Source organism: Methylobacterium sp. WSM2598 (genome assembly GCF_000379105.1).
Classification (GTDB): domain Bacteria; phylum Pseudomonadota; class Alphaproteobacteria; order Rhizobiales; family Beijerinckiaceae; genus Methylobacterium.
The window spans coordinates 1,795,861-1,821,842 of the sequence record NZ_KB900609.1; the positions used below are offsets into that span (position 1 = coordinate 1,795,861).

Annotated in this window: 25 protein-coding genes; 8 read left to right on the forward strand and 17 right to left on the reverse strand. The window is 73.7% G+C overall.

Going from position 1 to position 25,982, the window contains the following annotated elements; all coding sequences use genetic code 11:
- Positions 1–224: 224 nt before the first annotated feature.
- Both MET2598_RS0108370 and MET2598_RS0108375 read right to left on the reverse strand, forming a co-directional pair.
- The gene (locus tag MET2598_RS0108370) at positions 225–1,058 is read right to left on the reverse strand and encodes an OmpA/MotB family protein (RefSeq protein ID WP_012332868.1); all 834 of its coding nucleotides are present in this window, start codon (positions 1,056–1,058) and stop codon (positions 225–227) included.
- 27 nt (positions 1,059–1,085) lie between these two features.
- Positions 1,086–1,859, reverse strand: coding sequence for a motility protein A (locus MET2598_RS0108375; protein ID WP_012332867.1), 774 nt, complete (start codon positions 1,857–1,859; stop codon positions 1,086–1,088).
- Between the two features lie 212 nt (positions 1,860–2,071).
- Here MET2598_RS0108375 and MET2598_RS0108380 point away from each other — a divergent pair, with 212 nt between their 5' ends.
- The 3 genes from MET2598_RS0108380 to MET2598_RS0108390 all read left to right on the forward strand — a co-directional run bounded on the left by MET2598_RS0108380 (position 2,072) and on the right by MET2598_RS0108390 (position 4,895).
- On the forward strand, positions 2,072–3,859 hold the full coding sequence (locus MET2598_RS0108380; protein ID WP_018260514.1) for a glucan ABC transporter ATP-binding protein/ permease: 1,788 nt from the start codon (positions 2,072–2,074) through the stop codon (positions 3,857–3,859).
- A 520-nt stretch (positions 3,860–4,379) separates the two neighbouring features.
- The gene (locus MET2598_RS42090; RefSeq protein ID WP_018260515.1) at positions 4,380–4,520 is read left to right on the forward strand and encodes a hypothetical protein; all 141 of its coding nucleotides are present in this window, start codon (positions 4,380–4,382) and stop codon (positions 4,518–4,520) included.
- 78 nt (positions 4,521–4,598) lie between these two features.
- On the forward strand, positions 4,599–4,895 hold the full coding sequence (locus MET2598_RS0108390; RefSeq protein WP_018260516.1) for a hypothetical protein: 297 nt from the start codon (positions 4,599–4,601) through the stop codon (positions 4,893–4,895).
- 215 nt (positions 4,896–5,110) lie between these two features.
- Here the strand turns inward: MET2598_RS0108390 and MET2598_RS0108395 are convergent, their stop codons facing one another.
- A complete protein-coding gene (locus MET2598_RS0108395; protein ID WP_018260517.1) occupies positions 5,111–5,368 on the reverse strand; it encodes a DUF6894 family protein in 258 nt (85 codons plus the stop codon).
- Between the two features lie 12 nt (positions 5,369–5,380).
- Complete coding sequence (locus MET2598_RS0108400; protein ID WP_018260518.1) at positions 5,381–6,082, reverse strand: hypothetical protein; 702 nt, start codon at positions 6,080–6,082, stop codon at positions 5,381–5,383.
- A gap of 139 nt (positions 6,083–6,221) precedes the next feature.
- On the opposite strand from MET2598_RS0108400, the gene MET2598_RS0108405 reads away from it, so the two are divergent.
- Entirely contained in the window at positions 6,222–6,773 is a 552-nt protein-coding gene (locus tag MET2598_RS0108405; RefSeq protein WP_012332861.1) for a DUF4337 domain-containing protein, read from the forward strand.
- A 112-nt stretch (positions 6,774–6,885) separates the two neighbouring features.
- Here MET2598_RS0108405 and MET2598_RS0108410 read toward each other — a convergent pair whose 3' ends face one another.
- Genes MET2598_RS0108410 through MET2598_RS0108425 form a run of 4 tightly spaced genes read right to left on the reverse strand, consistent with a single transcriptional unit; the run spans position 6,886 to position 11,115 of the window.
- Positions 6,886–8,142: an NAD(P)/FAD-dependent oxidoreductase gene (locus MET2598_RS0108410; RefSeq protein WP_084673792.1), complete on the reverse strand. Its 1,257-nt coding sequence runs from the start codon at positions 8,140–8,142 to the stop codon at positions 6,886–6,888.
- Positions 8,139–8,438, reverse strand: coding sequence for a c-type cytochrome (locus MET2598_RS0108415; protein WP_018260520.1), 300 nt, complete (start codon positions 8,436–8,438; stop codon positions 8,139–8,141). Before MET2598_RS0108415 ends, MET2598_RS0108410 begins: the two co-directional genes overlap by 4 nt.
- A complete protein-coding gene (locus MET2598_RS0108420) occupies positions 8,435–10,636 on the reverse strand; it encodes a xanthine dehydrogenase family protein molybdopterin-binding subunit (RefSeq protein ID WP_012332858.1) in 2,202 nt (733 codons plus the stop codon). Before MET2598_RS0108420 ends, MET2598_RS0108415 begins: the two co-directional genes overlap by 4 nt.
- Before the next feature lie 11 nt (positions 10,637–10,647).
- Entirely contained in the window at positions 10,648–11,115 is a 468-nt protein-coding gene (locus tag MET2598_RS0108425) for a (2Fe-2S)-binding protein (RefSeq protein WP_012332857.1), read from the reverse strand.
- A gap of 177 nt (positions 11,116–11,292) precedes the next feature.
- Here MET2598_RS0108425 and MET2598_RS0108430 point away from each other — a divergent pair, with 177 nt between their 5' ends.
- Positions 11,293–11,697: a Uma2 family endonuclease gene (locus MET2598_RS0108430; protein ID WP_236728686.1), complete on the forward strand. Its 405-nt coding sequence runs from the start codon at positions 11,293–11,295 to the stop codon at positions 11,695–11,697.
- 12 nt (positions 11,698–11,709) lie between these two features.
- Here MET2598_RS0108430 and MET2598_RS0108435 read toward each other — a convergent pair whose 3' ends face one another.
- The 4 genes from MET2598_RS0108435 to MET2598_RS0108450 all read right to left on the reverse strand — a co-directional run bounded on the left by MET2598_RS0108435 (position 11,710) and on the right by MET2598_RS0108450 (position 19,178).
- Complete coding sequence (locus MET2598_RS0108435) at positions 11,710–11,937, reverse strand: hypothetical protein (RefSeq protein WP_012332855.1); 228 nt, start codon at positions 11,935–11,937, stop codon at positions 11,710–11,712.
- Positions 11,938–12,169: 232 nt separating this feature from the next.
- Complete coding sequence (locus MET2598_RS0108440) at positions 12,170–14,035, reverse strand: M23 family metallopeptidase (protein WP_018260522.1); 1,866 nt, start codon at positions 14,033–14,035, stop codon at positions 12,170–12,172.
- A 74-nt stretch (positions 14,036–14,109) separates the two neighbouring features.
- Positions 14,110–16,272, reverse strand: coding sequence for a methylmalonyl-CoA mutase (scpA, locus tag MET2598_RS0108445; RefSeq protein WP_018260523.1), 2,163 nt, complete (start codon positions 16,270–16,272; stop codon positions 14,110–14,112).
- A gap of 221 nt (positions 16,273–16,493) precedes the next feature.
- Positions 16,494–19,178 carry an ATP-binding protein gene (locus MET2598_RS0108450; RefSeq protein WP_018260524.1) on the reverse strand — a complete coding sequence of 895 codons (2,685 nt, stop codon included), beginning with the start codon at positions 19,176–19,178 and terminating at the stop codon, positions 16,494–16,496.
- Positions 19,179–19,420: 242 nt separating this feature from the next.
- Here MET2598_RS0108450 and MET2598_RS0108455 point away from each other — a divergent pair, with 242 nt between their 5' ends.
- The 3 genes from MET2598_RS0108455 (at position 19,421) to MET2598_RS0108465 (ending at position 21,334) form a co-directional block, all read left to right on the forward strand.
- The gene (locus MET2598_RS0108455) at positions 19,421–20,548 is read left to right on the forward strand and encodes a S1C family serine protease (protein WP_026190596.1); all 1,128 of its coding nucleotides are present in this window, start codon (positions 19,421–19,423) and stop codon (positions 20,546–20,548) included.
- A gap of 74 nt (positions 20,549–20,622) precedes the next feature.
- A complete protein-coding gene (locus MET2598_RS0108460) occupies positions 20,623–20,886 on the forward strand; it encodes a hypothetical protein (protein ID WP_018260526.1) in 264 nt (87 codons plus the stop codon).
- A gap of 91 nt (positions 20,887–20,977) precedes the next feature.
- Positions 20,978–21,334 carry a hypothetical protein gene (locus MET2598_RS0108465; RefSeq protein ID WP_012332849.1) on the forward strand — a complete coding sequence of 119 codons (357 nt, stop codon included), beginning with the start codon at positions 20,978–20,980 and terminating at the stop codon, positions 21,332–21,334.
- Positions 21,335–21,441: 107 nt separating this feature from the next.
- Here the strand turns inward: MET2598_RS0108465 and MET2598_RS0108470 are convergent, their stop codons facing one another.
- The 5 genes from MET2598_RS0108470 to MET2598_RS0108490 form a co-directional block, all read right to left on the reverse strand.
- On the reverse strand, positions 21,442–21,663 hold the full coding sequence (locus MET2598_RS0108470) for a hypothetical protein (RefSeq protein ID WP_012332848.1): 222 nt from the start codon (positions 21,661–21,663) through the stop codon (positions 21,442–21,444).
- Positions 21,664–21,777: 114 nt separating this feature from the next.
- A complete protein-coding gene (locus MET2598_RS0108475; protein WP_012332847.1) occupies positions 21,778–23,097 on the reverse strand; it encodes a flavin monoamine oxidase family protein in 1,320 nt (439 codons plus the stop codon).
- 59 nt (positions 23,098–23,156) lie between these two features.
- Complete coding sequence (locus MET2598_RS0108480) at positions 23,157–23,867, reverse strand: class I SAM-dependent methyltransferase (RefSeq protein ID WP_026190597.1); 711 nt, start codon at positions 23,865–23,867, stop codon at positions 23,157–23,159.
- A 40-nt stretch (positions 23,868–23,907) separates the two neighbouring features.
- Positions 23,908–24,285, reverse strand: coding sequence for a hypothetical protein (locus tag MET2598_RS0108485; protein ID WP_012332845.1), 378 nt, complete (start codon positions 24,283–24,285; stop codon positions 23,908–23,910).
- Positions 24,286–24,474: 189 nt separating this feature from the next.
- Positions 24,475–25,908, reverse strand: a complete 1,434-nt coding sequence (locus tag MET2598_RS0108490) for an FAD-linked oxidase C-terminal domain-containing protein (RefSeq protein ID WP_012332844.1) — start codon at positions 25,906–25,908, stop codon at positions 24,475–24,477.
- Positions 25,909–25,982: the final 74 nt, after the last annotated feature.

The following is a 25,982-nucleotide window of genomic DNA, read 5'->3' on the forward strand; positions in this document are numbered from 1 at the left end:
CGGACAGACCTGCGTCGTGCTTCGAGGCTGGCTTCACGGCCGATCCTCGATCGTCGGCGCCTCAGCGCGACGAAGGGAATGGGTGCCTTGACCGTCCGGCCTTCGTCCGTTCTTCGAGGTTGATCCAGAATTGCCGGGTCCGCGACCTCGTCGGACGTCTTGAGGCACCCGATCCTGTTGGGAAGCCCGGGAACGCCGCCCTCTCGGCGCACGCGCCCGGCGGCTCACGGAAAGCCCTGGCCCGGCGGCAGGGGCGGGGTGTCGCGCAGGAGCGTGATCGTCACCCGGCGGTTGGCCGCGATGTAGGGGTTGTCCGGGAAGAGCGGCTCGGTGTCGGCCTTGCCCGACACCACCGTGAAGCGCTCGTCCGGCACGCCGTTGCTCGCCAGGATCTCGCGCACGCTGATCGCCCGGCCCGCCGAGAGCTCCCAGGGCGGGGCCGGGGCGCGCAGCCCCGGGCGGGTCGCCGCGGTGTAGCCCGAGATCGCGATCTTGTTCGACATCCGCCGGATCGCCGGGGCGAGCCGCTCCAGCACCTGGCGGGTGCGGTCGTTCGGCCGGGTCGAGCCGTCCGGGAACATCGAGCGGCCGTCCTGGTCCACCAGCGAGACGTCGAGGCCCCGCGCCGTCTCGTGGATCAGCACGTTCTTCGAGAGTTCGGCGATGTCGGGCAGGTCCTGCAGGGCCTGGCGCAGGCTCGCCATCGCGAGCCCGAACCCGTCCCGGAAGCCGTTCTGAGGCACGCCGTTGTCGAAGACCTCGTCGGGCAGCGGCGGCGTCGTGCGGTCGGAGGCCTTGTCGGGCGTCACCGGGCGCAGGTCGCGCAGGCGCGTGGCGCTCGGCAGCCCGTCCTTCTCGATGATGCCGTTGAAGCGGCTCTCCTTGTTGACGCCGAACGCGTCCCGGAACGAGCCCGCGACCGCCTGGAGCTTGCGCTGGTCCTGCGTCGAGTAGGCGCAGACCATCACGAAGAAGCTCATCAGGAGCGCCATCAGGTCGGCGAAGGTCACGAACCAGCCGTGGCCCCCGTGGGCGCCGCCCCGCTTGCGTCTGGCCACCGATCCACCCTCCGGCTCGGGAGAGGCTCACGCCGCTTCGGCGGCGAGCTCCTCGCGGTGGTTGTGGGGCAGGTAGGCGATCAGCATCTCGCGCACCAGGGAGGCGCTCTTGGCGTCGCGGATCAGCAGGACCCCGTCGATGATCAGCGAGCGCGACACGTCCTCCTCTTCCAGCTTGACGTGCAGCTTGTCGGCGATCGGCAGCGTGATCATGTTGGCGATGAGCGCGCCGTAGAGCGTGGCGAGCAGCGCCGTCGCCATGGCCGGGCCGAGCTTGGAGGGGTCCGACATGTTGGCGAACATCGACACCATGCCCAGGATGGTGCCGATCATGCCCCAGGCCGGGGCGCAATCGCCGAAGGCGCGGTAGACCTTGGAGCCTTCCTCCAGGTGCATGAGGAAGTTGTCGCGGTCGCGCTCCATCGTGTCGCGGATGAAGTCGCGGTCGTAGCCGTCCGCGATGTAGCGCACGCCCTGGGCCAGGAACGGGTCGGAGATCTCCATGTTCTCCAGCGCCATCGGGCCCGACTTGCGCACCACCTCGGCGATCCGGGTGATCTCCTCGATCAGGTCGCGCGGCCGGACGGCCCGCATGCTGAAGGCGTAGCGCAGGCCCATCGGCACGCCGTGCACGATGACCGAGAAGGGGAAGCGCAGCATCGTGGCGGCGGTGGCGCCGCCGAAGATCACGATCAGGGCGTGCTTGTCGACGTAGGACGCGAAGTGGCCGCCGTCGACGAGGATCAGCACGATGACCACGGCGAAGCCGCCGATCAGGCCGAGGCCGGTTGCGAGATCCATGGCGCCGACGGGTCCCCGAGGCCCCGCGGGACGCCGGGGCTGCCTTTAAGGTTAAGGCGGGCCGGCTCAACGAAGCGTAAAGGCGCGGCGCGGCGGCCCGACCGTCATGCGGCGTTCAGGCGGGATGCGCGATACCAGGATCGGCCGACGGAGCGGCGGCGCGCCGGGTTCCCGAGAGGATCCGCGCCAGGGGGTTTCGGAGTCTCGACCACATGCGTCTGATGCGTCTCTACGCGCGGGTGATGCGCCTGCTCGGACCCGACCTGCGCCTCGGCGTCCTGCTCACCGTGGCCAACGTCGCGCTCGCCGCGGCGGCCTTCGCCGAGCCGGTGCTGTTCGGCCGCATCATCGACCGGGTCACCCGGTTGCCGGCGGGGGCCGAGGGCGCGCCGGGCTTCGGCGAGCTGACGCTGCTCGTCGGCGCCTGGGTGGGCTTCGGCTTCTTCACCATCGCGGCCGGGGTGCTGATCGCGCTCCACGCCGACCGCCTCGCGCATCGCCGCCGCCTCGGCGCGATGGCCGGCTACTTCGAGCACGTCCTCGACCTGCCGCTCGCCTTCCACTCCGCGAACCATTCGGGCCGGGTGCTCAAGGCCATGCTCGAGGGGACGAACGGCATGGCCTGGCTCTGGCTCGGCTTCTTCCGCGACCATTGCGCCGCGCTCCTCTCGCTGACCGTGCTGCTGCCGATGACGCTGTTCCTGAACTGGCAGCTCGGCGCGATCCTGCTCGTCCTCGTCGCGGCCTTCACGGCCCTCACCGCCTTCGTGCTGCGCCGGACCGAGACCCTGCAGGGGAGGGTGGAGCAGTACCATTCCGGCCTCGCCGAGCACGCCTCCGACGCCCTCGGCAACGTCGCGGTGATCCAGTCCTTCACCCGCGCCAAGGCCGAGAAGGACGCGATGCGCGGGATCATCCGCAACCTCCTCGACGCGCAGACCCCGGTCCTGTCCTGGTGGGCGCTCGCCTCGGTGGCGACCCGCGCCTCGGCCACCCTGACCATGACGGCGATCTTCGTCACCGGCCTCGCCCTGCACTTCCGCGGCCAGGCCAGCGTCGGGGACGTCGTCTCCTTCATGAGCCTCGCCACGCTCCTGGTCGGGCGCCTCGACCAGGTCGTCTCCTTCGTCAACGGGCTGTTCATGCAGGCGCCCAAGATGCAGGAATTCTTCGACATCCTCGACACGGTGCCGGCCGTCCACGACCGCCCGGGCGCCCGCGCCGCCGGGCGCATCGCCGGCGCGGTCGCGTTCGAGGACGTCACCTTCTCGTATGACGGCCGCCGCCGCGCCCTCGACGGGATCAGCTTCGCGGTCGCGCCCGGCGAGACCGTCGCCCTCGTGGGCACGACCGGCTCCGGCAAGTCGACGACCCTGAGCCTGCTCCACCGCGCCTTCGATCCCGCGACGGGCACGATCCGCATCGACGGCGAGGACATCCGCGACCTCTCGGTGGCCTCCCTGCGCCACAATATCGGCGTCGTGTTCCAGGAGCCGATGCTGTTCGCCCGCTCGATCCGCGAGAACCTGCAGGTCGGCCGCCCGGACGCCACCGACGCCGAGATGCTGGAGGCGCTGGAGCGGGCGCAGGCGAGCGATTTCCTGGCCCGCCAGCCGGACGGCCTCGACACGGTGATCGGCGAGCGCGGCCGCTCGCTCTCCGGCGGCGAGCGCCAGCGGCTGTCGATCGCCCGCGCCCTGCTCAAGGACCCGCCGGTCCTGATCCTGGACGAGGCGACGAGCGCCCTCGACGCCGCCACCGAGCGCAAGCTGCAGGGCGCGCTGGACGCCGTCATGCGGGGCCGCACCACCTTCGTGATCGCCCACCGCCTCGCCACGATCCGCAACGCCGACCGCATCCTGGTCTTCGAGGCCGGGCGCATCGTCGAGGCGGGCAGCTTCGACGAGCTGGTGGCCCGGGGCGGGCGCTTCGCGGAGCTCGCCCGCGCCCAGTTCATGGCGGCCGAGGCGCCCTCCGACGCCCTCGCCCTGGCGGCCTGAGCGACCGGCGCGCGCTCGTCCGCGCGGAGCGGTGCCGGAGGTCCGGCGCCGGACCGGTGCCGGACACCGCGTGCCTCGCGGCGCGGCTTCGACCGCCCTGCCGCCCTCGACGGGGGCGCGAGAGACTGGCTTGACCTCGTGCGTAGGTTGAGCGCGGCGCCTCCTCCGGGGAGGCGTGCGCGCCGTCGGCGTCGCGTCGGAGCGGTCTCGTCCAGGATCGTCGCGACCCCTCGCGCGACATTGCCCGGCAACCAGGTCCGCACGCGAGATCACGGCCGTCCCGGTCCTTCGCGTCCCGGCAGGTTAATCTGAAATCCTCATTCGTTTAAGACGAATTTAAGCGCACGCCTCTCCCGAAATCGACGGGGGGACTTCACGTCCTGCCGGAAGTACACTCTCCATGGTTCCGCCGAAATGCTGGACGAACGTGTCGCCCGCGGCCCCGATCGTCGGCCGCGCCTCCGGGTTGGAGGCGCGGTCGGGGTGGGCGCCCGCTGGGTCACGGATGAAGAGTTCCCCAATGTCGGATGCGTCGCTTTTCCTGAAACTCGCCGCCTCGATGACGCTCGTCGCCGCCGCCGGCCAGGGCATCCGCATCGCCCTCGACGCCTGGATCCGCCTCGCGCCCGCGGGAGCCGCGGAGGAGGTCGCCGAGCAGTAGCGCGGGGCGCGAGATCTTCGATTACACTCCCTTCCGGTTGTGCTGCCTCGCCCCGCGCGGCCGAGACCGGAGGGCTCCATGATCCGCCGCTTCACCGCCGTCGCGTCCGCCCGGAACGAGCGCGCGGCCGACGAGCTCCTCCCCGCGCTGGCGCGCCTCGCGGCGCATCGCGGCTGCGACCGGTCGCTTCTGGTCAGCGCCGTGCTCGGGCGGCTGCTCGCCCCCGCGGGCCCGTTCGGGGCGCCGCCGGGCCTCACGGTGTTGCGCGACCGCCTCGCGGCCCTGCGCGCGGACGCCAAGTTGGTCGAGTACCTTCGGACGAACATCGCGTTCGAGACCGACGCCGCCCATCGCCGGTCCGTCGATGGCGATTGAGGGCGGCCGGCCGCCGGGGCGATGCGACCGCTGATCCGGGATGCGGTTGATCGCAGCGGATCCCGGATCCCGCGCCCGCGCGGCGCCTGAGCGAAGCCCACATCCGACATCCCGAAGGGATCGAGCGGATCACGAGCCCGCGCGGCGCCTGAGCGAAGCCCACATCCGACATCCCGAAGGGATCGATCGGATGTGGCATGACCACCGGGCGGGGCCTAATGCAGCGTCCCGTCCGGTCCGGAACCGGGATCGAGCGCCTCGGCGAAGGGGAACTCGAACAGGACGAGCCCGGTCTCGTCGGTGACTTCGAGGCTCGCCGAGAGCAGGCGGGAGGAGGCGGCGCTCTCGCGCAGCACCTCCCGGATCAGCGCGCGGGCGACCTCCCAGGCCTCGTCCGCGTCGCGCAGGACCCGGCCGTCCCGGTCGGGGAGAAGGTCCTCGCCGACGCGGGTCGCGAAGAAGTAGCGGGGCATCGGGTGGCCTCGTCAGGGTTTGAGGCAGGCGGGATCCGCGGGACGCGGCGCCCGCGGGAAGTCGAGGACGGCCCGCGCGTAGGTCTCCACCACCTCCGAGAAGGGCTGGCGGGCGGCCGTGAACAGCACGGCCCGGTGGCTGAACAGGGCCTCCGGGATCGGGAGCGGCCCGCAGGCGCCGCCCGCCGGCGCGGCCTGATCCCAGCCCTCGGGAAGGGGCTGCCACAGGAGGCGGCTCTCCACCGTCTGGCGGGTCGGCTTCAGCTCCTGCACGGCGCGGCCGAACGGCGTGTCGGTGGTCTCAAGCACCCGGTTCATCTCCGGCGTGAGGCGCGCCGGAACGTACCAATTGTCCGCTTCCGACAGGACGTGCTCGCCGCAGGCGAGGCGCACCCGGCGGTAGTGCACCGGCTCGTCGGGGCCGACCTGCAGGCGCTGGCGGGTCTCGGGGCTGGCGGGGCGGTCGATCTCGCGCACGAGGCGGGCGACGAGGCGGGGCTCCGGGGCGAGGCGATGGGCCCCGCACCACGCTTCGAGGGTCGCGGTGGCGCTGCGCGCCGCGAGGAGCTGGGCGTTCAGCGTCTGAACCACCGCCGTCGCCTCGACGCGGCTCAGGTAGGTGTCGGGCCAGGGGCTGGGCGCGGCCGGGGAGGCGGCCTGCGCGGGCAGGGCGGCGAGGGCGATGACGGGGAGCAGCGGGCGGATCGGAACCATCGGGGCGTCCTCGGGAACGGTGGCGGGTCGTCCCGCACCGCCTGCCTCACCGCCCGCGCCGAGGGAAGTGGCAATGAGGCCCCTGGCGCTCGCCGCCCGGTCGCGTATGAGGGAGCCGCGCTGACGCAGGGAGACGACGATGTCGGGCGGTCACGGGTCGGTCGAGGGGTCGAACAAGAAGGTGGCGCTGCTGATCTCGGTTCTGGCGCTGTTCCTGGCGCTGGGCGAGACCTTCGCCAAGAGCGCGCAGACGGACGCGCTCGGGGCGAACGTCCAGGCGAGCAATCTGTGGTCGTTCTTCCAGGCCAAGACGATTCGCGCCACGATGGTGCGGACGGCCTCGGAGCAGGCGGCGCTCGAGGCCGGCGCGGCGCCGGACGCGGTCAGGAAGCAGGTCGAGGATTGGCAGAAGACGATCGCGCGCTGGGAATCCGAGCCCTCCACCGGGGAGGGGCGCAAGGAACTCGCCGCGCGCGCCAAGGAGGCCGAGGAGAGGCGCGACCTCGCGCTCGCGCGCTACCACCATTACGAGGTCGCCTCGGCGGCCTTCCAGATCGGCATCGTGCTCGCCTCCGCCCAGGTCATCACCGGGATCGTGGCGCTCGCGGTGGCGGGCGGCCTGCTCGGCGTGGCCGGGATCGGCATGCTCGGGGTCGGCCTGCTCGCGCCCCACGCCATCCACCTGTTCTAGAGCGGCAACCCGATCACGTTGCAATCGGGTGCCGCTCTCGATCTTTGATCTTGCCGCATTGTCCGCGACGAACCGGCATCCACTTCGTCGGAAAATGCTCTAGCGCAGCGCCTCACCCGAAGACCTCGCCCGTGATGGTCCGGTACCACGCCGCCGCCTCGGCGGCCTCCTCGGCCCGGACCGCCGCGGGCGCGTCGAGCGGGCTGGTCCCGCCCGCGCCCTCGACATCGGCCAGCACGCCGTTCGCCGGGTGGTACACCCCCGCGACGGAGATGCCGTAGCCGGGGGCGACGAGGCTGTAGCAGGTGTTGATCAGCTTCGGGGCGGCGGGCGCGCGCCCGGCGAGGAGGTCGGCGACGGCCTGCGCGCAGACCTTCGCCTGGGCATTGGCCGAGAAGGCGGATTTCGGCATCGCCCCGGCGATCGCGGCGTCGCCGATGACATGGATGCCGGGCACGAGGCGGGACTCGAAGGTGACCGGGTCGATCGGGCACCAGCCCGACCGGTCGGCCACACCCGCCGCCGCGGCGATCGGCGCCGCCCGCTGCGGGGGGATGATGCAGGCGACGTCCGCCCGGTAGTCCTGGAAGTCGGTCCTGACGGTCATCCCGGCCGGATCCACCGCCGTGACCTGCCCGCCCTCCGCGAGCGGCACGTATTCCAGGTGGTCGGGATAGAGCGCCGTCCAGGCCGCCTGGAACAGCTTCTGCTTCGAGAACGTGTCCTTGGCGTCGAGCACGATCAGCTTGGAGCGGGGCTTGCGGGCCTTGAGCAGCCAGGCGATCAGGCTGGCGCGCTCGTAGGGGCCGGGCGGGCAGCGATACGGGTTGCCCGGCACCGCCATCACCACCGTGCCGCCATCCGGCATCGCGGCGAGCTGCCGGGCGAGGAGGTCGGTCTGCGCCCCGGCCTTCCAGGCATGGGGCATCGCCTCGGCGGCGGCCTCGTTGTAGCCGGGGATCGCGTCGAAGCGCAGGGCGATCCCGGGCGAGAGGATCAGCCGGTCGTAGGCGAGGCTGCCGCCCCCCGCCAGGGCGACGCTCCGCCTCGCCCCGTCGATGCCGGTCGCACGGTCCTGCACCACCGCGATGCCGGCGGCCCTGAGGCCCTCGTAGCCGAAACGCTGCGCCGCCATCGGCTGCAGGCCGACGATGACCTCGTTGCTGAAGGGGCAGGCCGTGTAGCCGGGCTCGGCCTCGACCAGGGTGACCGCGGCGCCCGCGTCGCGCAGGGCCCGGGCCGCCGAGGCGCCGCCGAAGCCGCCCCCGACGATGACGACGCGGCCCCCCGCGCCCTCGGCCAGGGCCGGCCGGCCGAGCGCGAGGCCGGCGAGCCCGCCGAGCACGATCCGTCGCGTGGTCCGCGTCACGGCGCCCCCTGCTGCGAGAGATAGACGGCGATGGCCCGGCTCTCCTCGGGCGTGAAGCCCTTGGCGATCCGGGTCATCACGCTGGCCGGGCGCGCGCCCGCCCGGTAGGCCGCGAGGGCCTCCTCGATCTCCGCCGCCGGACGGCCGGCGATCGGCCCGAAGGCGCCCTCGCCGTGGGCCGCGTGGCAGCCCGAGCAGGAGGAGGCGCCCGGCGGCGCCCGCAGCGGCGCCGCCCGGGCCGCGGGCAGGACGGCGAGCGCCGCCCCGCCGAGGAGGAGCGCGCCGAGACCCTTCACGCGCGCCGCAGGTCCGTGTTGCGCAGCGGGAGCTGGCGCACCCGCTTGCCCGTGGCCGCGAAGACGGCGTTGAGGACCGCCGGCGCCGCGACCGCGATGGTCGGCTCGCCGACGCCGCCGATGAAGCCGCCCGAGGGCATCAGGATCGCCTCGACCGCCGGCATCTCGTCCATCCGCATCACCGGGTAGGTGTCGAAGTTGGTCTGCTCGATGCGCCCGTCCTTGACCGTGCACTCGCCGTGGAGGGCCGCCGAGAGCCCGTACACGAAGGAGCCCTCGACCTGGGCGGCGATCTGCTGCGGGTTGACCGCCACGCCCGGATCCGTCGCCGCGACGATCCGGTGGATCCGGACGCCGCCGTCGTCGCGCAGCGACACCTCGGCGGCGCCCGCCACGTAGCTGCCGAAGCCCATGATCTGGGCGAGGCCGCGATGCACGCCCGCGGGCGGCGGGCGATCCCAGCCGATCCGCTCCGCGACCGCGTTCAGCACCGCGAGGTGCTTGGGATGGTTCGCCATCAGCTTGCGGCGGAAGGCGAGGGGATCCTGCCCGGCCGCGTGCGCCACCTCGTCCATGAAGCACTCGAGGTAGATGGCGTTCGGGTTGGTGTTCACGCCCCGCCAGAAGCCCGGCAGGATGTGCGGGTTGCGCATCGCGTGGTCGATCAGGAGGTTGGGGATCGTGTAGCCGATCGCTGCCTCGGCCCCGCCGGGATTGAGGCCCTGGAAGGTCACCGGATCCTTGCCGTCCGGCCCGAGCCGGCCCGGCACGATCGCCGCCAGGATCGACTGGCCGGAGATGCGCATGTGCAGGCCCGTGAGCTGTCCGTCCCGGTCGAGGGCGGCGCGCATCCGGCACTGCGTGACCGGGTGGTAGCGGCCGTGCGTCATGTCCTCCTCGCGGGTCCAGATCAGCTTGATCGGCGTCCCGGGCATCTCCCGGGCGATCAGCACCGCCTGCCGCACCCAGTCCTGCGTCGCGCCGCGCCGCCCGAAGCCGCCGCCGAGGTGGATCTTGTAGACCTCGCATTGCCGCGGGGAGAGGCCGGCCGCCTCGGCCGCCGCGGCCAGCGCCGCCTCGCCGTTCTGGGTCGGCGTCCAGACCTCGCACCGCTCCGGCGTCCAGCGGGCGGTGGCGTTCATCGGCTCCATGGTGGCGTGGTTCTGGAACGGGACCGCGTAGGTCGCCTCGACCACCCTGGCGGCGTCCCGCAGGGCCGCCTTGGCGTCGCCGGTCTTGTTGCCGACGAAGGCCTCCTCGGCGTCGAGGCCCTCCCGCAGCATGGCGGCGATGGTCGCGCTCGACGCGGCGGCGTTCGGGCCCTCGTCCCAGACGATCGGCAGCGCCTCGACGGCGGTCCTGGCCCGCCAGAAGGTGTCGGCCACCACCGCGACGGCGGTCTCCCCGACCGGCACCACCTTCCTGACGCCGGGCATCCGCTCCACCGCGGCGGCGTCGAAGCTCCTGACCCGGCCGCCCACCACCGGGCAGTCGCGGATCGCGGCGTTGAGCATGCCGTCGAGCCGCAGGTCCATGCCGTAGACCTGGCTGCCGTCGAGCTTGGCGGCGGTGTCGAGCCGCTTCAGCGGCTTGCCGGCGATGGTCCAGTCCTTCGGATCCTTGAGGGGAACGTCCTTGGGCGGCGGCATGGCGGCGGCGCGGGAGGCGACCGCTCCGAAGGTCGTGGTGCGGCCCGAGCCCGGATGCGCGATCACGCCCTTCTCGACCCGGCACTCCCCGGCCGGCACGCCCCATCCGGCCGCCGCCGCGGAGACCAGCATCAGGCGGGCGGCGGCGCCGCCCTGGCGGACCGCGACGTAGGATTCGCGGATGCCGCGGCTGCCGCCGGTCGAGAAATCGCCCCAGACGCGGCGGCGGGCGAGGTTCTGGCCCGGCGTCGGGTACTCGGTCGTGACCCGGTCCCAGTCGCAGCCGAGCTCCTCGGCCACGAGCTGGGCGAGGCCCGTCAGGGTGCCCTGGCCCATCTCGGAGCGGGCGATGCGGATCACCACGGTCTCGTCGGGCCTCACCACCACCCAGGCATTGATCTCGGGCGCGGAGGCCGCGGCGGCGCCCGGCGCGGCCTCCTCGGCGCCCGCGCCGGGAACGTGGAAGCCGAGGCTGAAGCCGCCGGCGACGGCGGCGGCGGCGGCCAGGACGCCGCGGCGGGACGGGGCTCGGTTCAGGTCCTGCGTCATCCCGGCCTCCCTCAGCCGCGCCCGCTCTCGCCGCCCTCGGCGGCGAGGCGGATCCCGGCGAGCACGCGGTTGTAGGTGCCGCAGCGGCAGATATTGGTGATCTCCCGGCGGATCTCCTCGTCGGAGGGCCGCGGGTTCTGCGCCAGCAGCGCCGCCGAGGCCATGATCATGCCGGATTGGCAGAAGCCGCATTGCGGCACGTCGAGGGCGGCCCAGGCCTTCTGGACCGGGTGCGAGCGGTCGGGGCTCAGCCCCTCGATGGTGACGATCCTCTGGGATTCGCCCAGCGACGAGACCGGGACCGAGCAGGAGCGCACGGCCTGCCCGTCGATGTGAACCGTGCAGGCCCCGCATTGCGCGATGCCGCAGCCGTACTTGGTTCCGGTCAGCCCGACCTGCTCGCGGAGCACCCAGAGCAGGGGCGTGTCGGGCTCCGCGTCGACCTCGCGCACGGACCCGTTCACGGTGAGACGCATCATGGCGATCCTGCCCCTCCCTCGGGCGCGGCCGTGCCGCGCTGCGGTGCCGCTGCCCAGGGCCGGTCCACCGTCCAAGCGCACGGGAACTAGGCGGCGCGGCAGCGCCGTCAATCGGCGCAGGCGCGACCGGACGCCATCTCCGGTTGCTGGTCCCGCGCAGGTCGCAGGTGTTAGTCTGTGCGGGAGACCGAGCGAGCCGCCAAGACCATCGAGCCGCCAAGACCATCGAGCTGCCAAGACCATCGAGCTGCCAAGACCATCCACGTTCCCCCGGGCCGCGAAGATCCGGCGCTGCGCCGCTTCAGCGCCGAGGATCTGCGCCGGCCCGAGATTCTGCTGGTGATCGAGGTGGCCGCTTCGAGCCTCGCCTACGATCTCGGCCGCAAGGCCCGGCTCTACGCCCGCTCCGGCATTGCCGAGTCCTGGGTGATCGCGGCCCAGGAGCGGCAGGCGCGGGTGCATCGCGGGCCGCGCGGCGAGGCGGGCTACGCCGAGATCCGCGACCACGGACCCGATTCCGTCCTGGTGCCGCGGGCCGACCTCCTCGCCGGCGTCACGGTCCCGCTCGCGGACCTGGTCTGACGGCCTCGCGCCTCAGCGGATCGCGGTCGCGCCGCTCGCGGCGGTGACCTGCATCGGGCTCCCGGCCTGCGGCGCGCCGCCGAGCGTGACCCGTCCCACGACGAGCAGCAGCGCGAGGCTCCAGAACACCGCGATCGCCACTCGGCGCGCGCGCCGGTCGCCGGCCTCCGTCGGGCTCGCCGGCACGGCGGTCAACCGCTCGCCGTAGGGATCGTAGCCGGTGTCGGGGCGCTCGCTCATGGGGCGGAATCTCGCGTCGCGAGCCCGCGCAATCAATGGACGCGCTTTTCGAACTTCGCTCGGTTCGGAGAAGTCCCTGCTCCGGGGCTGCCGCCGCGTGGAAGACTCTTCCCCGGCCGCGCGGGCCGCTCATTCCACCTCCGAAAAATCCCTTCGGGTTGGCGGATGTGGGCTTCGCTCAGGCGCCGCGCGGATGTGATCCGGGATCCGGTTGATCCAAGCGGATCCCGGATCACATCCGCGCCGCGGCGGCGGTGCCGTGGCGGTGGCGCAGCCCGTCGACCTGCTCCTCGACCGCCCGGAACGCGGCGAGGGCCGGCCCGGTGAGCGCGTGCGCGCTCGGCAGCCGGATCTTCATCGGGTCGACGAAGCGCCCGTTGATCGCGACCTCGTAGTGGACGTGCGGCCCCGTCGAGAGGCCGGTGGTGCCGACCGACCCGATCACCTGGCCGAGATGCACCCGCGCCCCCGGCACGATGCCGCGCGCGATCCGGGCCATGTGGTTGTAGGCGGTGGCGTAGTTGTTGGCGTGCTGGATCTCGACGCGGTTGCCGTAGCCCGAGCGGGCGCCCGCCGCGATCACCACGCCGTCGCCCGTCGCCATGATCGGCGTGCCCCGGGTCGCCGCCCAATCGACGCCGTTGTGCATCCGGTAATAGCCGAGGATCGGGTGCAGGCGCGCCCCGTACGGGGAGCTGATCCGCCCCTCGGCCACCGGCCGCCGGATCAGGAACTTGCGCGTCGAGCGGCCCTCCGCGTCGAGGTACTCGACCTCGCCCGTTCCCGGCCCCCGGAACCGGTAGAGGCTCTGCGTCTCCCCGCGGCTGCGCAGGGCCGCGAAGAGCAGTTCCGGCTTGGAATCCTCGTCGGCGGTGAAGAGGAGTTCGACGTGGTCGCCGGGCCCGGTGCGGCTCTGCAGGTCGCTGCCGGAGGCCAGGACGCGCACGAGGTCCTCGATGACGCCGGGCGGGACCCCGTTCTTCAGCGCCGCGCCGTAGAGGCTCTCGTAGAGGCTAACGCCGCCCTCCTCCTCGGCCGCCGGCGCCCCCGGCCGCGGCGGTGCCACCGACACGAAGCCGCCGCGGTCGTTGGCGGCGGCGATCTCCTCGATCCCGTCCTCGCCGTAGAGCGTCACCCGGGCGATCCCCGGCGTCGGGCCCTCGCGCGCGATCAGCAGGCGCAGGTGCTGGCCCTCGGGCAGCTCGTCCCGCGCGCGCGGGCTGAGCGCCGCCAGGATCGCGGCGACCCGGTCGGGCCCGGCGCCGGTCTCGCGCAGGATCGCCGCCAGGGCCTGATCCTTGCCGATCACCGCCTCGCGGGTCTCGAACAGGGGGCCGGCCGCGGCCGCCGCGGTCTCGGCGATCTCGGTCAGGTTCTCCGGCAGGATCTTCACGTCGATCGCCCCCGCGGGGGCCTCGTCCTCCTCGCGGCCCGCCCCGAGGCGCAGGGCCCGCGAGAGCATCCGCTCCGGCGGGAAGGCAGGGGGCAGCGGCCCCGGTCCCCCGGCGAGGCGCTGCGTCTCGGCCACGAGCGCGTCGACCTCCTCGTCCGAGAGGGCGGGGGCCTCGGTCTCCGGCGCCTCCGCCAGGGGCGAGCGCACCAGGGTCACGGCGGTCTCGGCCGGATCGCTGCCGGTCTCCTCGGTGACGGCCTCGCTCCCGGCGCCGCGCATCGGGTCGAAGGGCGGGATCGGCGCCTCGGGGGCGCGCAGCGACAGGTCCGTGGCCACCTGCACCACTTGGTGGACGCGGATCACCTCGCGCTCGCCGACGGTCTCGCTCAGCGGCGCGCGGAACTCGCGCTTGGCCGCCACCACGACCTCGTCGCGCACCAGCCGGTCGCCCTTGCGCGCGGCGAATTCCGCGGGCGCGGTCCCGGCCTCGCCGGGCACGCCCGCCTCGGCACGCGGGTGCAGGGCGAGGTCGGGCGGGACCGCGACGATGCCGTCCGAGGCGGCGAGGTCGAGGGCGAGGCCGAGCAGGGCGGCGCCGGCGATGCCGGTGAGCAGGCAGGCGGCGAGCCAGCGCAGGCTGACCTTCTGGCCGCCCGGACGCGAGAAGGCGGTGTCGTCGAGGATGTCGGAGGCACCGGCCTGCACGCGCGAACCCGGGTGTGAGAGGCGGGAGGAGCTCCCGTCTCAGGCCGGACAACCGTGACCGTTTTGCGGCCGGCCTACTCGGCCGCCTCCCGGGCGGCGTAGCCGAGGCGCTGGTTGAGTTCGGCGATCAGGGTCGCGGCGGCTTCCGCGATGACGGTGCCGGGCGGGAAGATCGCCGAGGCGCCGGCCTTGCGCAGCGCCTCGAAATCCCCCGGCGGGATCACGCCGCCGACCACGATCATCACGTCGGGCCGGCCGGCCGCGACCAGCGCCGCCTTCAGCTCGGGGACGAGCGTGAGGTGGCCGGCCGCCAGCGACGAGACGCCCACGATGTGCACGTCGTTCTCCACCGCCTGCCGCGCCGCCTCCTCGGGCGTGGCGAAGAGCGGCCCGATATCGACGTCGAAGCCGAGATCCGCGAAGGCCGAGGCGATCACCTTCTGGCCCCGGTCGTGCCCGTCCTGGCCCATCTTGGCGACGAGGATGCGGGGGCGGCGCCCATCCGCCTCCTCGAAGGCCTCGACCAGCTTGCGCACCCGCTCGACCGCCCCCGACATGCCCCCCATCTCCCGCTTGTAGACGCCCGAGATCGAGCGGATCTCGGCCTGGTGCCGGCCCCAGGCCCGCTCCAGCGCTGCCGAGATCTCCCCGACCGTCGCCTTGGCCCGCGCCGCCTCCACGGCGAGCGCCAGCAGGTTCTCCTTGCCCGAGGCGGCCCGGGTCAGCGCGTCGAGCGCCGCCGCCACCGCCGCCTCGTCCCGCTCGGCGCGCAGCCGCTTGAGCTTGTCGATCTGCATCGCCCGGACGTTGCCGTTGTCGACGCGCAGGAGCTCGAGCGGCCGGTCGCCGTCCGGCTTGAACTTGTTGACGCCCACGATGGTCTGCTGGCCGGAATCGATCCGGGCCTGGGCGCGGGCCGCGGCCTCCTCGATGCGCAGCTTCGGGATGCCGGCCTCGATCGCCTTGGCCATGCCGCCCAGGCCCTCGACCTCCCGAATGTGCTCCCAGGCGCGCCCCGCGAGGTCGCGGGTCAGGCGCTCGACGTAGTAGGAGCCGCCCCAGGGATCGATGATCCGGGTGGTGCCGCTCTCCTGCTGCAGGAAGAGCTGGGTGTTGCGCGCGATCCGGGCCGAGAAGTCGGTCGGCAGCGCCAGCGCCTCGTCGAGGGCGTTGGTGTGCAGCGACTGCGTGCCGCCCTGCGTCGCCGCCATCGCCTCGACGCAGGTGCGGGTGACGTTGTTGAACACGTCCTGCGCGGTGAGCGACCAGCCGCTCGTCTGCGAGTGGGTGCGCAGGGCCAGGGACTTGTCCGATTTCGGCCCGAACTCCTTCACGAGCTTGGCCCAGAGCAGGCGCGCGGCCCGCATCTTGGCGACCTCCATGAAGAAGTTCATGCCGATCGCCCAGAAGAAGGACAGGCGCGGCGCGAACTGGTCGATGGTGAGGCCGGCGGCGAGGCCCGCCCGGATGTACTCGACCCCGTCCGCCAGCGTGTAGCCGAGTTCGAGGTCCTGCGTCGCCCCCGCCTCCTGCATGTGGTAGCCGGAGATCGAGATCGAGTTGAACTTCGGCATGTGGGCCGAGGTGTAGGCGAAGATGTCCGAGATGATCCGCATCGAGCCGGCCGGCGGGTAGATGTAGGTGTTGCGGACCATGAACTCCTTGAGGATGTCGTTCTGGATGGTGCCGGCGAGCTTGCCCGGAGGCACGCCCTGCTCCTCGGCGGCGACGATGTAGAGCGCCATGATCGGCAGCACGGCGCCGTTCATGGTCATCGACACGGTCATCTGGTCGAGGGGGATGCCCGCGAACAGGGTGCGCATGTCGTAGATGGAATCGATCGCGACCCCGGCCATGCCGACGTCGCCCGAGACGCGGGGATGGTCGGAATCGTAGCCGCGGTGGGTGGCGAGGTCGAAGGCGACCGAGAGCCCCTTCTGGCCCGCCGCGAGGTTGCGCCGGTAGAAGGCATTCGAGTCCTCGGCCGTGGAGAAGCCGGCATATTGCCGGATCGTCCAGGGCTGGGTGACGTACATGGTCGGGTAGGGGCCGCGAAGGAAGGGCGCGACGCCCGGATACGTGTCGAGGAAGTCGAGGCCCCGACGATCCTCCGGGCCGTAGCGGCCCTTCACCGGGATGCCCTCGGGCGTCATCCAGGGCTCACCCGGGGCCGCCGCCGGCGCGACCTCGCCCGGCGCCGAGAAGGCGATGTCCGAGAAATCCGGGATGCGGGTCATCGGCCTGGGGCCCTCGTTCGGTGGTGCTGCCCTCAACTATAGGCGCCGCCGCGAGGAGGGCCAATGGGATGAAGGTGGGAGGAGGGCGCCGCGCCGCCGCGTCGGATCGCCGGCCGGGCGGATCCCGCCGCATAAGGGGGAGGGCGCGCGGCCGGTCTCGATCGCCACGCCCGGCTCCCGGTTCCCGCCGATGATCGTCGCCCGCGCGCTCGCCGCGAGCCTCAACCGGCCGCCCGGCGCGGCGCCCGCAGCGGCCCGGAGAGCCAGCGCTCCACCGTCGCGACGAAGTCGTCGCGGCGGAACGGCTTGCCGATGTGGTCGTCCATGCCGGCGGCGCGGAACGCCGCGACCTGGGCGGGCAGCACGTTCGCGGTGAGCGCCAGGATCGGCACGCGGCCCCGGTCGCCCGGCAGCTGCCGGATCCGGCGGGTCGCCGTGAGCCCGTCCGTCCCCGGCATCTGCACGTCCATCAGGACGAGGTCGTAGCGGCCCTCCTGCACGGCCCGGATCGCCGCCGCCCCGTCGTCGACGGCCTCGACGACGTGCCCGCGGGCCTCCAGCACCCGGCGGACGATCTCCTGGTTGATGGCGACGTCGTCGGCCAGGAGGATGCGCCCCGGCCCGACCCGCGGCCGCTCCGCCGGACCGCCGCCGCGCGGATCCGCGTCCGGCTCGGCGGCCGGCAGGGCGAGGCGGAACCAGAAGGTCGAGCCCTCGCCCTCGCGGCTCTCGACGCCGATGCGCCCGTGCATCGCCTCGACGAGGCGGCGGCTGATCGCCAGCCCCAGCCCGGTCCCGCCGTATTGCCGCTGGATCGAGCCGTCCACCTGGCTGAAGCGCTCGAACAGGCGCGCGTGCTTGTCCGCCGGGATGCCGATCCCGGTGTCGCGGACGGAGATCAGCAGCCCGCCCCCCTCGGCAGGGCCGGTCGGGTCCCGCGCCACCGCGAGCCCGATGCTGCCGGCCGGCGTGAACTTCACCGCATTGTTGAGGAGGTTGAGCAGGATCTGCCGCAGCCGGTCGACGTCGCCGACGAGGCGCGGCGGCAGGCCGGGCTCGATCGCGACGGCGATCGGCAGGCCCTTGCGGTCCGCCTCGGGGCGGACCAGGGCCAGCGCCTCCTCGATCAGGTCGGCGAGGGAGAAGGGCCATGGGGCGAGGTCGACGCGGCCCGCCTCGATCCGGGAGAAGTCGAGGACGTCGTCCACGATCGTCCGCAGCGCCTCGCCGGCGGTCACGATCCGGCCGACCAGCCGCGCCTGCTCGGTCTCGAGGTCGCTGCGCGCCGTCAGCAGATCCGCGTAGCCCAGCACCGCGGTCAGGGGCGTGCGGATCTCGTGGCTCATGGTCGCCAGGAAGTCGGTCTTGGCGGCGCTCGCGGCCTCGGCGGCGCGGCGGGCCTGCTGGGCGAGCCGGTGCGCCTCGGCGAGCGCCGTCTCGACCGCCTTGCGGGCGGTCACGTCGGTGTAGATGCGCAGGATCCCGCCATCCGCCGTGGCCGTGTTGGCGACCTCGAGCACCTGGCCGTTCGGCCGCACGCGCTCGTAGCGGGCGCCGATCCGGTCGAGGTCCCGGTCCCGGAGCCCGTCCCGGATCGCCGGGTCGAGGGCGGCGAACTCGCCCCTGGCCTGCAGCGCCTCGCGCATCGCCTCGCAGCTCGGCCGCGAGGCCAGGAAGGCGGGGTCGAGGCCGAGGAGGTCGGCGGCGCGCCGGTTCGTCACCGCGACGATGCCGGCCCCGTCCACCATGACGAGCCCCTGGTCCATCGCGTCCAGGGTCATGGTCAGCAGCGCCTCCTTGCCGGCAAGCTCGCGCGTGCGGACGGCGACGCGGCGCTCCAGGTCCCGGTTGATCGCCTGGAGGGCGTCCGCCTGCATCCGCAGCTGCAGGGAGGCGGAGGCGAGGGCGACGCCGATCTGGTCGGCCTCGCCCACCCTGGTCGAGGCCGGGGCGATCACCTCGCCCCGCGCCAGGGCACGGGCCCCCGCGAGCAGGACGTCGTTGGCGCGCAGGATCCGGCGCCCGACCAGGACCGACATCGCCGCGGCCAGGAGGCCGAGGCCGACCATGACCGGCACCAGCACCCGCAGCGACGCGGTCAGCGGCGCCTGCAGGGCCTGCCGCTCGATCCCGACCGTGAAGGTCCAGCCCGACAGGGCCGAGCGCTGGTACGTCCCGAAGACCAGCTCGCCGACGATGTTCCGGCCGCTCCAGCTGCCGCGCTCGCCCGCGATCTCGCCGAAGCCCGGCAGGGGCTTGCCGGCCGCGGACTCGGTCGCGGCCGAGCGCCCGATGATGATGCCGCGGCGGTCGCTCACCGAGCCCGAATAGGGCGGGGCGACGCCGGCCTCGCGGATCAGCGCGCCGATCTGCCCGGCCGGGATGCTCGCGCTGAGGATGTAGGCGACGCCCTGCTCCCGCGTCACCGGCACGCTCACGCGCACCACCGGCTCCCGCGACACGGCGCCGATCAGGAAGTCCGACACCGCCGGCGCCCCCGTCGCCACGATTGCGGCGTCGACGTCGCGCAGGATGCTCGGAAGCGCGGTGCCGAAGGGGACGTGGGTGTTGACGAACTCCTGCCCGGTCCGGTCCCGCAGGATGATGTTCGTGCCCTGCAGCGCGTAGAGGGCGGTGGCCTGCCGGTTGAACCGCGCGAGGTCACCGGCCTCCAGGGCCGGGGAGGTCGCCAGTGCCTGCAACATCGCGATCTGCGAGGCGAGGAACCGGTCGACCTTCTCCAGCGCCTGCGCGTTGCGGGCGGCGGTGGCGTTCTCCAGGCGCGCCTGCTCCGCCACGACCCACCGGTGCAGCAGAACGGCCGTCACCGCCAGCGCCGGCACCAGTAAAGTCAGGTTCAGACCGACGATGTAAATCCAGAGGGGCGGTGCGCGGCGCGGCAGCATTCATGTCACCGATGACCCTGCACGACGGCCGCCTCTGCTGCGCGATATGATGGCCGCCGAACGGATACCACGGCGGCGACTCGCCCGCGATAGCTGACGACGGCTTAATGCGTTCGGCGGTTGCATCCTTTCCGTAGCCGACGCGGAGGGCGGGAAACCCGCGCATTGAAGATGCCCCGCGGCTGGTCCAGTTAGGGGCAAAGCCCAGTTGCGGGGCGGATCGGCTGCCGGGGAGTGCCAACGTGCCGGATCGTTTCGTGCGGATCGCCCTCGGCGCCGCGCTGGGGCTGCTCGCCCTGTTCGTGGCGCAGCCCTACCTGACCGCCCTGCTGTTCTCGGTGGAGCAGCCGCGGGCCGTCACCCCGCGCGGCGACCTCGCCCCCGCCGAGGCCGCCACCGTGGCGCTGTTCGAGCGCGCCGCCCCCTCGGTTGTCTACGTCTTCGCGCGCCGCGCCCCCAGCGTGCAGGACCTGATGCGCCAGGGCACGGACGGCACCGAGCAGGGCGGGCAGGGGAGCGAGCAGACCGGGACCGGCTTCGTCTGGGACGCGGGCGGCCACGTGGTCACCAACAACCACGTCATCCAGGGCGGCTCGGAGATCTCGGTGCGGCTGTCGAGCGGCGAGATCGTGCCGGCGACCCTGGTCGGCGCGGCGCCCAACTACGACCTCGCGGTGCTGCGCCTCGGGCGGGTGAGCGCCATGCCGCCGCCCATCGCCATCGGCAGCTCCGCCGACCTCAAGGTCGGGCAGTTCGTCTACGCGATCGGCAACCCGTTCGGGCTCGACCACACCCTGACCTCGGGGGTGATCAGCGCCCTGCAGCGGCGCCTGCCGACCCAGGAGGGGCGGGAGCTCTCGGGCGTGATCCAGACCGACGCGGCGATCAACCCGGGCAATTCCGGTGGGCCGCTCCTCGACTCGGCCGGGCGGGTGATCGGGGTCAACACGGCCATCTTCTCGCCCTCGGGCGCGAGCGCCGGCATCGGCTTCGCGGTGCCGATCGACGTCGTCAACCGCGTCGTGCCGGACCTGATCCGCACGGGCCGCGCGCCGAGCCCGGGGATCGGCATCGTGGCGGCGCAGGAGGAGGCGGCCGCCCGGCTCGGCATCGACGGGGTCGCGGTGGTGCGCGTGCTGCGCGGATCGCCGGCCGCCGCCGCCGGCCTGCGCGGCGTCGACCCGGCCACGGGCGAACTGGGCGACATCATCGTCGGGGTCAACAACCGCCCGGTCCACCGCCTGGCCGACCTCACGGCGGCGATCCAGGAGGCGGGCGTCGGCCGGACCCTGGAACTGACCATCCTGCGCGACGGGCGGCCGCGCACGCTCCAGATCACCACGGCCGATATGGGGCAGCGCGTCCCTTGACGCCGCGCCCGCGCGCCGCGCATCCCCGCGAGGCGTCGCCGCGCGCCCTCCTCACGCCCGCAGAGGCTCGGCCCATGCGCCCACCCCGTGCCGCCCTCCTCGTCCTGCTCGGGCTCGTCGCCGCGGCGGGGGCCGCGCGGGGCGGGGAGGCGCGCCCGCGTCTCTGCCCGCAGGACGCCCCGCCCGGCGTGCGGCTCCCCGACCGGCCGGGCTGCCGCGAGGCGCCGCGCCCGGAGCCCCTGCGGGCCGGGCCGGCGCCGGGCTTCGTCGATCTGGGGAACGGCACCCAGCTGCGGGTGGGCGGCCGGGCGGTCTTCGAGGCCGGCACGCGGCGCTGATCCGGTGCGTTTCCGGCAAGGGCAGCGCGCCCCGCGCGGAACCACCCTGGCGCGCCCCGCATTCGACAAGGGGCACGGGCGGGAGAGCGCGATGATCCTAGCAGCCTGCGAAGGCCGTCACTGGCAATACGAGATCGCCGAGCACGCGGATGGCTACGCGGTGCGAATGCGGGACCTCTGTACCGGGGACGTGGACGACGACTTCGTCACCATCTTCCGCACCATGCCGGTCGCCCTCGCCTTCGCGCAGCTCTCGGCCGCCTTCGATCGCTTCGCGAGCGCCGAGGACGCGGAGGACGACGAGACCGGCAGCGCGGAGGATCTCGAATCGCGCGAGCGGGCCTTCATCGACCTCAGCAGCCGCCTCTGCGACGGCGGCGTCACCCGCTCCAACCTCGAAGCCTGGGAAGAGCAGCGCACCGGGGAGCCCCGGCGCGCCTTGCACTGACGCCTCGCGCCGGGGCCTGAGCAGAACGGCCCGGCGCGGTTCTGCTCGGATTCCGGTCCCCCCATCATTCCCGCCGCCGAAGCGGCGGCCGCTCCGGCGGGTGATCCTCAGCGCTTGCGCGCCTTGCGGGGCGGGGCGGCCCGGGCTGCCTCGGCGGCCTCGGCCTCCTTGGTGAGGCGCATCGCCCGCAGGCGGGCCATGTTCTCGTCGCGCTGGCGGTTCGCCTTCTCCAGATCCGCCCAGGCGACCGCGGCCGCCTCCGCCTGCATCTGCGCGCGGGCGGCGCGAGTCTCGGCGCGGTCGCGGGTCGCGCTGTTCTCTCCCGACATCCATCGGCCTTTCTGCCCGGCGGCCCGGCGCGGGACGGATCGCGCCATCGCGTCGCCCCGGGGCCGCTCCCTTCCTCATATAGGGCGCGCGCCGCCCCTGCCCACCCGGGCGGCTCAGTGGCCGAGCGCCGCCAGCGCCGCCGCGGCCGCCCGCTCGCCGTCCAAGGTCGCGCCCCCCACCGTCATCGCGCCGCCGCCCGAAGCGGCCTCCCCGGCGAAGAACAGGCGCTCGCCGACCGGCCGTCGCAGGGCCGCCCGGGCACCGGCCCGGCCCGGCCGGGCGAGCGAGTAGCTGCCGCGCGCGAAGGGGTCGGTCCACCACGCGGCGAGGCGCCCGGCGGTCACGCTCGCCCGCGCGGTCGCGCCGAACACGCTGGCGAACGCGTCCGTGGCCGCCGCCACCGCGGCCGCCTCGCCGGCCTCGCAGAGCAGGCGGGCGGCGTCGCCCCCCAGGTGCAGCACCGCCAGCGGGCGGCCGAAGGGGCGCATCTCCAGATAGGCCGTGAGGTCGGGCGCGTCGCCCCGCGCCGAGCGCAGGATCACCGCGTCGCGCGGGTCCCCGGCCCGCGCCGGATCGAGGGCGAGGGCGACCTTGGTGTAGGCGCCCATGCGCAGGCCGTCGATCGCCGCGGCGAGATCGGCGGGAAGCTCGGGGGTGAAGCGAAGCGCCCCGGCCGCCAGCACGCCGACCGGCACGGTGACGATCGCCACGGCCGCGCGCAGGCGGCCCGCCGGCGTGTCGAGGGCGACGCCCGGGCCGCTCCAATCCACCCGCCGCACGGGGCAGCCGGTGCGGACCGGCAGGCCCGCGTGGTGGCGGGCGACGAGGGCCCCGTAGCCGTCGACCCAGAGATCCTCGCCGGCCCAGAGCTGGTCGTAATCGTGCAGGGAGACCCGGTCGGGCTCCTCCCCGAGCGAGAGCCGCGTCAGCCCGGCCGCCGCCTGCCCGAGGGCCGGGTCGACGGCCCGGGCCGCCTCGCCGATCGAGCGGTCCTCGCCGGGATGGTCCCGGTCGAGCAGGGCGGTGAGCTGCACGAAACCCGCGCGCCGGCGGCGGCGGGTCTCGTCGGTCGCCGGCGCGCCGTCGATGATCAGGCTCGGCCAGGGACCCGCCTCGTCCGTGGTGAGCCGCACGCCGTCCGCGAGCGCGACCGCCTTCCAGGGATTGCGCTCGGCCCAGTGGATGTACTGCCCGCCGGCGTCGAAGGCCCGGTCCGGGCCCAGGCTGCCATCCGTGAAGGCGCGCCCGCCGATCCTGGCCCGCGCCTCCAGCACCGCGACGCTGTGCCCCGCCCGCGTGACCGCGGCGGCGGCCGCGAGCCCGGCCGCCCCGGCCCCGATCACCGCGACCTCGGCATCCTCGGCGGCGCGGGCGCGGCGCGGCAGGGCCAGGGCGGCCGCGCCGGCGAGGAGGGAGCGGCGGGAGAGCGGCATCGCCTCGGCCTCGGTGGGATTCGCGTCGAGGACGGGAGATCGGCGCCGGCCGGCGCCTTTCAAGCGGGCGCCCGCGCCGCAGGGCGGCGGGCCGCGAAGGCGAGGCGGCGCCGGTTATGTCCGAGATTGGCGCGGGGCTCGGCGTCGAACCCCGCCTCCCGCAGCCGCGCCAGCATCTCGTCACGGTCGTAGCGGGTGAGGCCGAGGCGGCGGCGCAGGGACGGGTAATCCGACAGGGCGGTGCGCAGGAGCCCGGCGAGGGCCGCCGCGAGGAATCCCTCGCGATAGCCGAAGCCGAGGAGCGCGAGGGCATCCGCCAGCGGGCCGAGGTCGGGCGGGATGACGTCGGCCACGATCAGCAGGCCGCCGGGCCTCAGCTTGGCGTGCCAGAGCCGCAGCAGCCCCGCGAACTCCTCCGCGGTCAGGTACTGCGCCACCGAATGGGCGACGATCAGGTCGAGGCCGCGATCGGGCAGGGCGGGGAGGTCCTCCGGCGCCAGGACCACGATGCGGGGCTCCGCCCCGAAGCGGCGGGAGAGCCCGGAGCGCACCCGGGGGGCCGCGTCGCAGAGGTAGAGCCGGGCGCAGGCGCGGGCGACCCGATCGGCCGAGAGGGCCTCGCCGCTGCCGTAATCGAGCAGGGTCGCCCGCGGACCGGGCACGAGCCCGACGAGATCCTCGGCGAGACCCGCGTAGTGCCGCGACCGGTGCCGATCGTTGACGTAGATCGGAGTGTCGCGGTTCCAGAAGTCGCGCCAGGAGGCCGGCATCGGCGGCACCCGCCGGATCGGCGCTCCCGGCGCCATCCGCTCAGAACCCGAGGGAGAGGGCCGCCACGGCCCGGTCGATCGCGACGTAGAACACCCCGAAGGCGACCGCGGCGGCGAGGGCGAATTCCGCCGCCGCGTTCGCGAGCAGCTGCGTGCGCCGCAGGGTCTCGCGGCCGAACTGCGCCGCCGCCCAGGCGAGGGTCAGCACCACCGGCATCGCGAACAGGAAGGACAGCGTGCTCTCGACCCGGCCGCTGCCCGGATCGAGCAGGGGACGGATGTTGCGCACCCAGGGCGCGTAGCAGGCCGCCGCCAGGGCGGTGCCCCAGGCGAAGACCAGGGCGATGCCGAGATGGACCGTGAAGGTCCGGTGCAGGCGCGTGAAGGCGTCGGTCGCGGCGTGGTGGCGGATGATCACTGGCAAGCCCCGAGAGCGATGTGGCCCGCGACGATCGAGCCCGTCTTTGCGGGCGCTGACCCGATCGGCGGGCGGGAACCCGGCCGGAGGTGCCCGGGGAGTTCGGGTTTTTTGTGACGCTCGGCGCGAGTCGGCGCCGCAGCGCCGCGCCCGGGCGGCGCCGATCCCCCCGGGCGGGCCCCGGTCCCGTCAGGCGGCGATGCGCCCCTCCAGCGGAAACACCTTGGCGGGGTTCATCAACCAGGCCGGGTCGAACACGGCCCGCACCCGCATCTGCTGGGCGAGGTCCTCGGGCGCGTACTGCACGTTCATCAGGTCGCGCTTCTCGATGCCGACGCCGTGCTCGCCCGTGAGGCAGCCGCCCACCTCGACGCAGAGCTTGAGCATGTCCTCGCCGGCCTTCTCGGCCTTCTCCATCTCGCCGGGCGTGTTGATGTCGAACAGGATCAGCGGGTGCAGGTTGCCGTCGCCCGCGTGGAAGACGTTGGCGCAGCGCAGCCCGTAATGCCGCGTGATCTCGCCGATCCGCTCCAGCACCGGCGCGAGCTGCCCGGTCGGGATGGTGCCGTCCATGCAGATGTAGTCCGAGATCCGGCCGGTCGCCCCGAAGGCGGATTTGCGTCCCTTCCAGATCGCCGCGCTCTCGGCCTCGGATTGCGAGACTTTCAGGCTCGTCGGGTTGAAGGGTCTGGCGATCTCGACGATGCGCGCCAGCATCGCGTCGCATTCCTCGGGCGAGCCCTCGACCTCGATGATCAGCATCGCCTCGGCGTCCAGGGGGTAGCCGGCCTTGGCGAAGGCCTCGCAGATGGTGATCGCCTCCCGGTCCATGTACTCGATCGCCACCGGGATGATGCCGGCGCCGATGATCGCGGCCGTGCAGGCGCCCGCCGCCTCGACCGAGCCGAAGCCCATCAGGGCCGGCCGCGCGCCCTCGGCGGCGCGCAGGATCCGCACCGTCGCCTCGGTGACCACGCCGAGCTGCCCCTCCGAGCCGCAGATCAGGCCCAAGAGGTCGTAGCCCGCGCCGTCGAGGTGCTCGCCGCCGATCTCCACCACGGTGCCGTCCACCAGGACCAGCGTCACGCCGAGCAGGTTGTTGGTGGTGACGCCGTATTTCAGGCAGTGGGCCCCGCCCGAATTCATCGCGATGTTGCCCGCGATGGTGCAGGCGAGCTGGCTCGACGGGTCGGGGGCGTAGAAGAAGCCCTCGTGCGCGACCGCGCCGCTGATCGCCAGGTTGGTGATGCCGGCCTGCACCCGGGCGGTCCGGTTGCGGTAGTCGAGGGAGAGCACCTGGTTCATCTTGGCGACGCCGAGGATCACCGCGTCCTCCTGGGCGATGGCGCCGCCCGCCAGCGAGGTGCCGGCGCCGCGGGGCACCACGCGCACGCCCTCGGCGTGGCAGTAGCGCATCACCGCGGCGACCTCCGCCGTGCTGGAGGGCAGGATCACCGCGAGCGGCATGCGCCGATAGGCGGTGAGCCCGTCGGTCTCGAAGGCGCGCCGCTCGTCCTCGCTCGTCACCAGGGCCTCGGGCGCCACCAGCGGGCGCAGGCCCTCGATGATCGCGTCGCGGCGGGCGAGGATGGCGGGATCGGGGGCCGGGAAGGCGATCGTCATGGCGTCTCCTCGGGGTCGGCGGGACGGAGGCCCGCATCGTTCCCGCAACCGTATAGACCGCTCCCGCGCCGCAC

Excerpts from the sequence above, each read along its gene's own strand:
- MET2598_RS0108375 (WP_012332867.1), bottom strand. The coding sequence starts at position 1,859 with ATGGATCTCGCAACCGGCCTCGGCCTGATCGGCGGCTTCGCCGTGGTC.
- MET2598_RS0108380 (WP_018260514.1), top strand. The coding sequence starts at position 2,072 with ATGCGTCTGATGCGTCTCTACGCGCGGGTGATGCGCCTGCTCGGACCC.
- MET2598_RS42090 (WP_018260515.1), top strand. The coding sequence starts at position 4,380 with ATGTCGGATGCGTCGCTTTTCCTGAAACTCGCCGCCTCGATGACGCTC.
- MET2598_RS0108390 (WP_018260516.1), top strand. The coding sequence starts at position 4,599 with ATGATCCGCCGCTTCACCGCCGTCGCGTCCGCCCGGAACGAGCGCGCG.
- MET2598_RS0108395 (WP_018260517.1), bottom strand. The coding sequence starts at position 5,368 with ATGCCCCGCTACTTCTTCGCGACCCGCGTCGGCGAGGACCTTCTCCCC.
- MET2598_RS0108400 (WP_018260518.1), bottom strand. The coding sequence starts at position 6,082 with ATGGTTCCGATCCGCCCGCTGCTCCCCGTCATCGCCCTCGCCGCCCTG.
- MET2598_RS0108405 (WP_012332861.1), top strand. The coding sequence starts at position 6,222 with ATGTCGGGCGGTCACGGGTCGGTCGAGGGGTCGAACAAGAAGGTGGCG.
- MET2598_RS0108420 (WP_012332858.1), bottom strand. The coding sequence starts at position 10,636 with ATGACGCAGGACCTGAACCGAGCCCCGTCCCGCCGCGGCGTCCTGGCC.
- MET2598_RS0108425 (WP_012332857.1), bottom strand. The coding sequence starts at position 11,115 with ATGATGCGTCTCACCGTGAACGGGTCCGTGCGCGAGGTCGACGCGGAG.
- MET2598_RS0108435 (WP_012332855.1), bottom strand. The coding sequence starts at position 11,937 with ATGAGCGAGCGCCCCGACACCGGCTACGATCCCTACGGCGAGCGGTTG.
- scpA (WP_018260523.1), bottom strand. The coding sequence starts at position 16,272 with ATGACCCGCATCCCGGATTTCTCGGACATCGCCTTCTCGGCGCCGGGC.
- MET2598_RS0108450 (WP_018260524.1), bottom strand. The coding sequence starts at position 19,178 with ATGCTGCCGCGCCGCGCACCGCCCCTCTGGATTTACATCGTCGGTCTG.
- MET2598_RS0108460 (WP_018260526.1), top strand. The coding sequence starts at position 20,623 with ATGCGCCCACCCCGTGCCGCCCTCCTCGTCCTGCTCGGGCTCGTCGCC.
- MET2598_RS0108465 (WP_012332849.1), top strand. The coding sequence starts at position 20,978 with ATGATCCTAGCAGCCTGCGAAGGCCGTCACTGGCAATACGAGATCGCC.
- MET2598_RS0108470 (WP_012332848.1), bottom strand. The coding sequence starts at position 21,663 with ATGTCGGGAGAGAACAGCGCGACCCGCGACCGCGCCGAGACTCGCGCC.
- MET2598_RS0108475 (WP_012332847.1), bottom strand. The coding sequence starts at position 23,097 with ATGCCGCTCTCCCGCCGCTCCCTCCTCGCCGGCGCGGCCGCCCTGGCC.
- MET2598_RS0108480 (WP_026190597.1), bottom strand. The coding sequence starts at position 23,867 with ATGCCGGCCTCCTGGCGCGACTTCTGGAACCGCGACACTCCGATCTAC.
- MET2598_RS0108490 (WP_012332844.1), bottom strand. The coding sequence starts at position 25,908 with ATGACGATCGCCTTCCCGGCCCCCGATCCCGCCATCCTCGCCCGCCGC.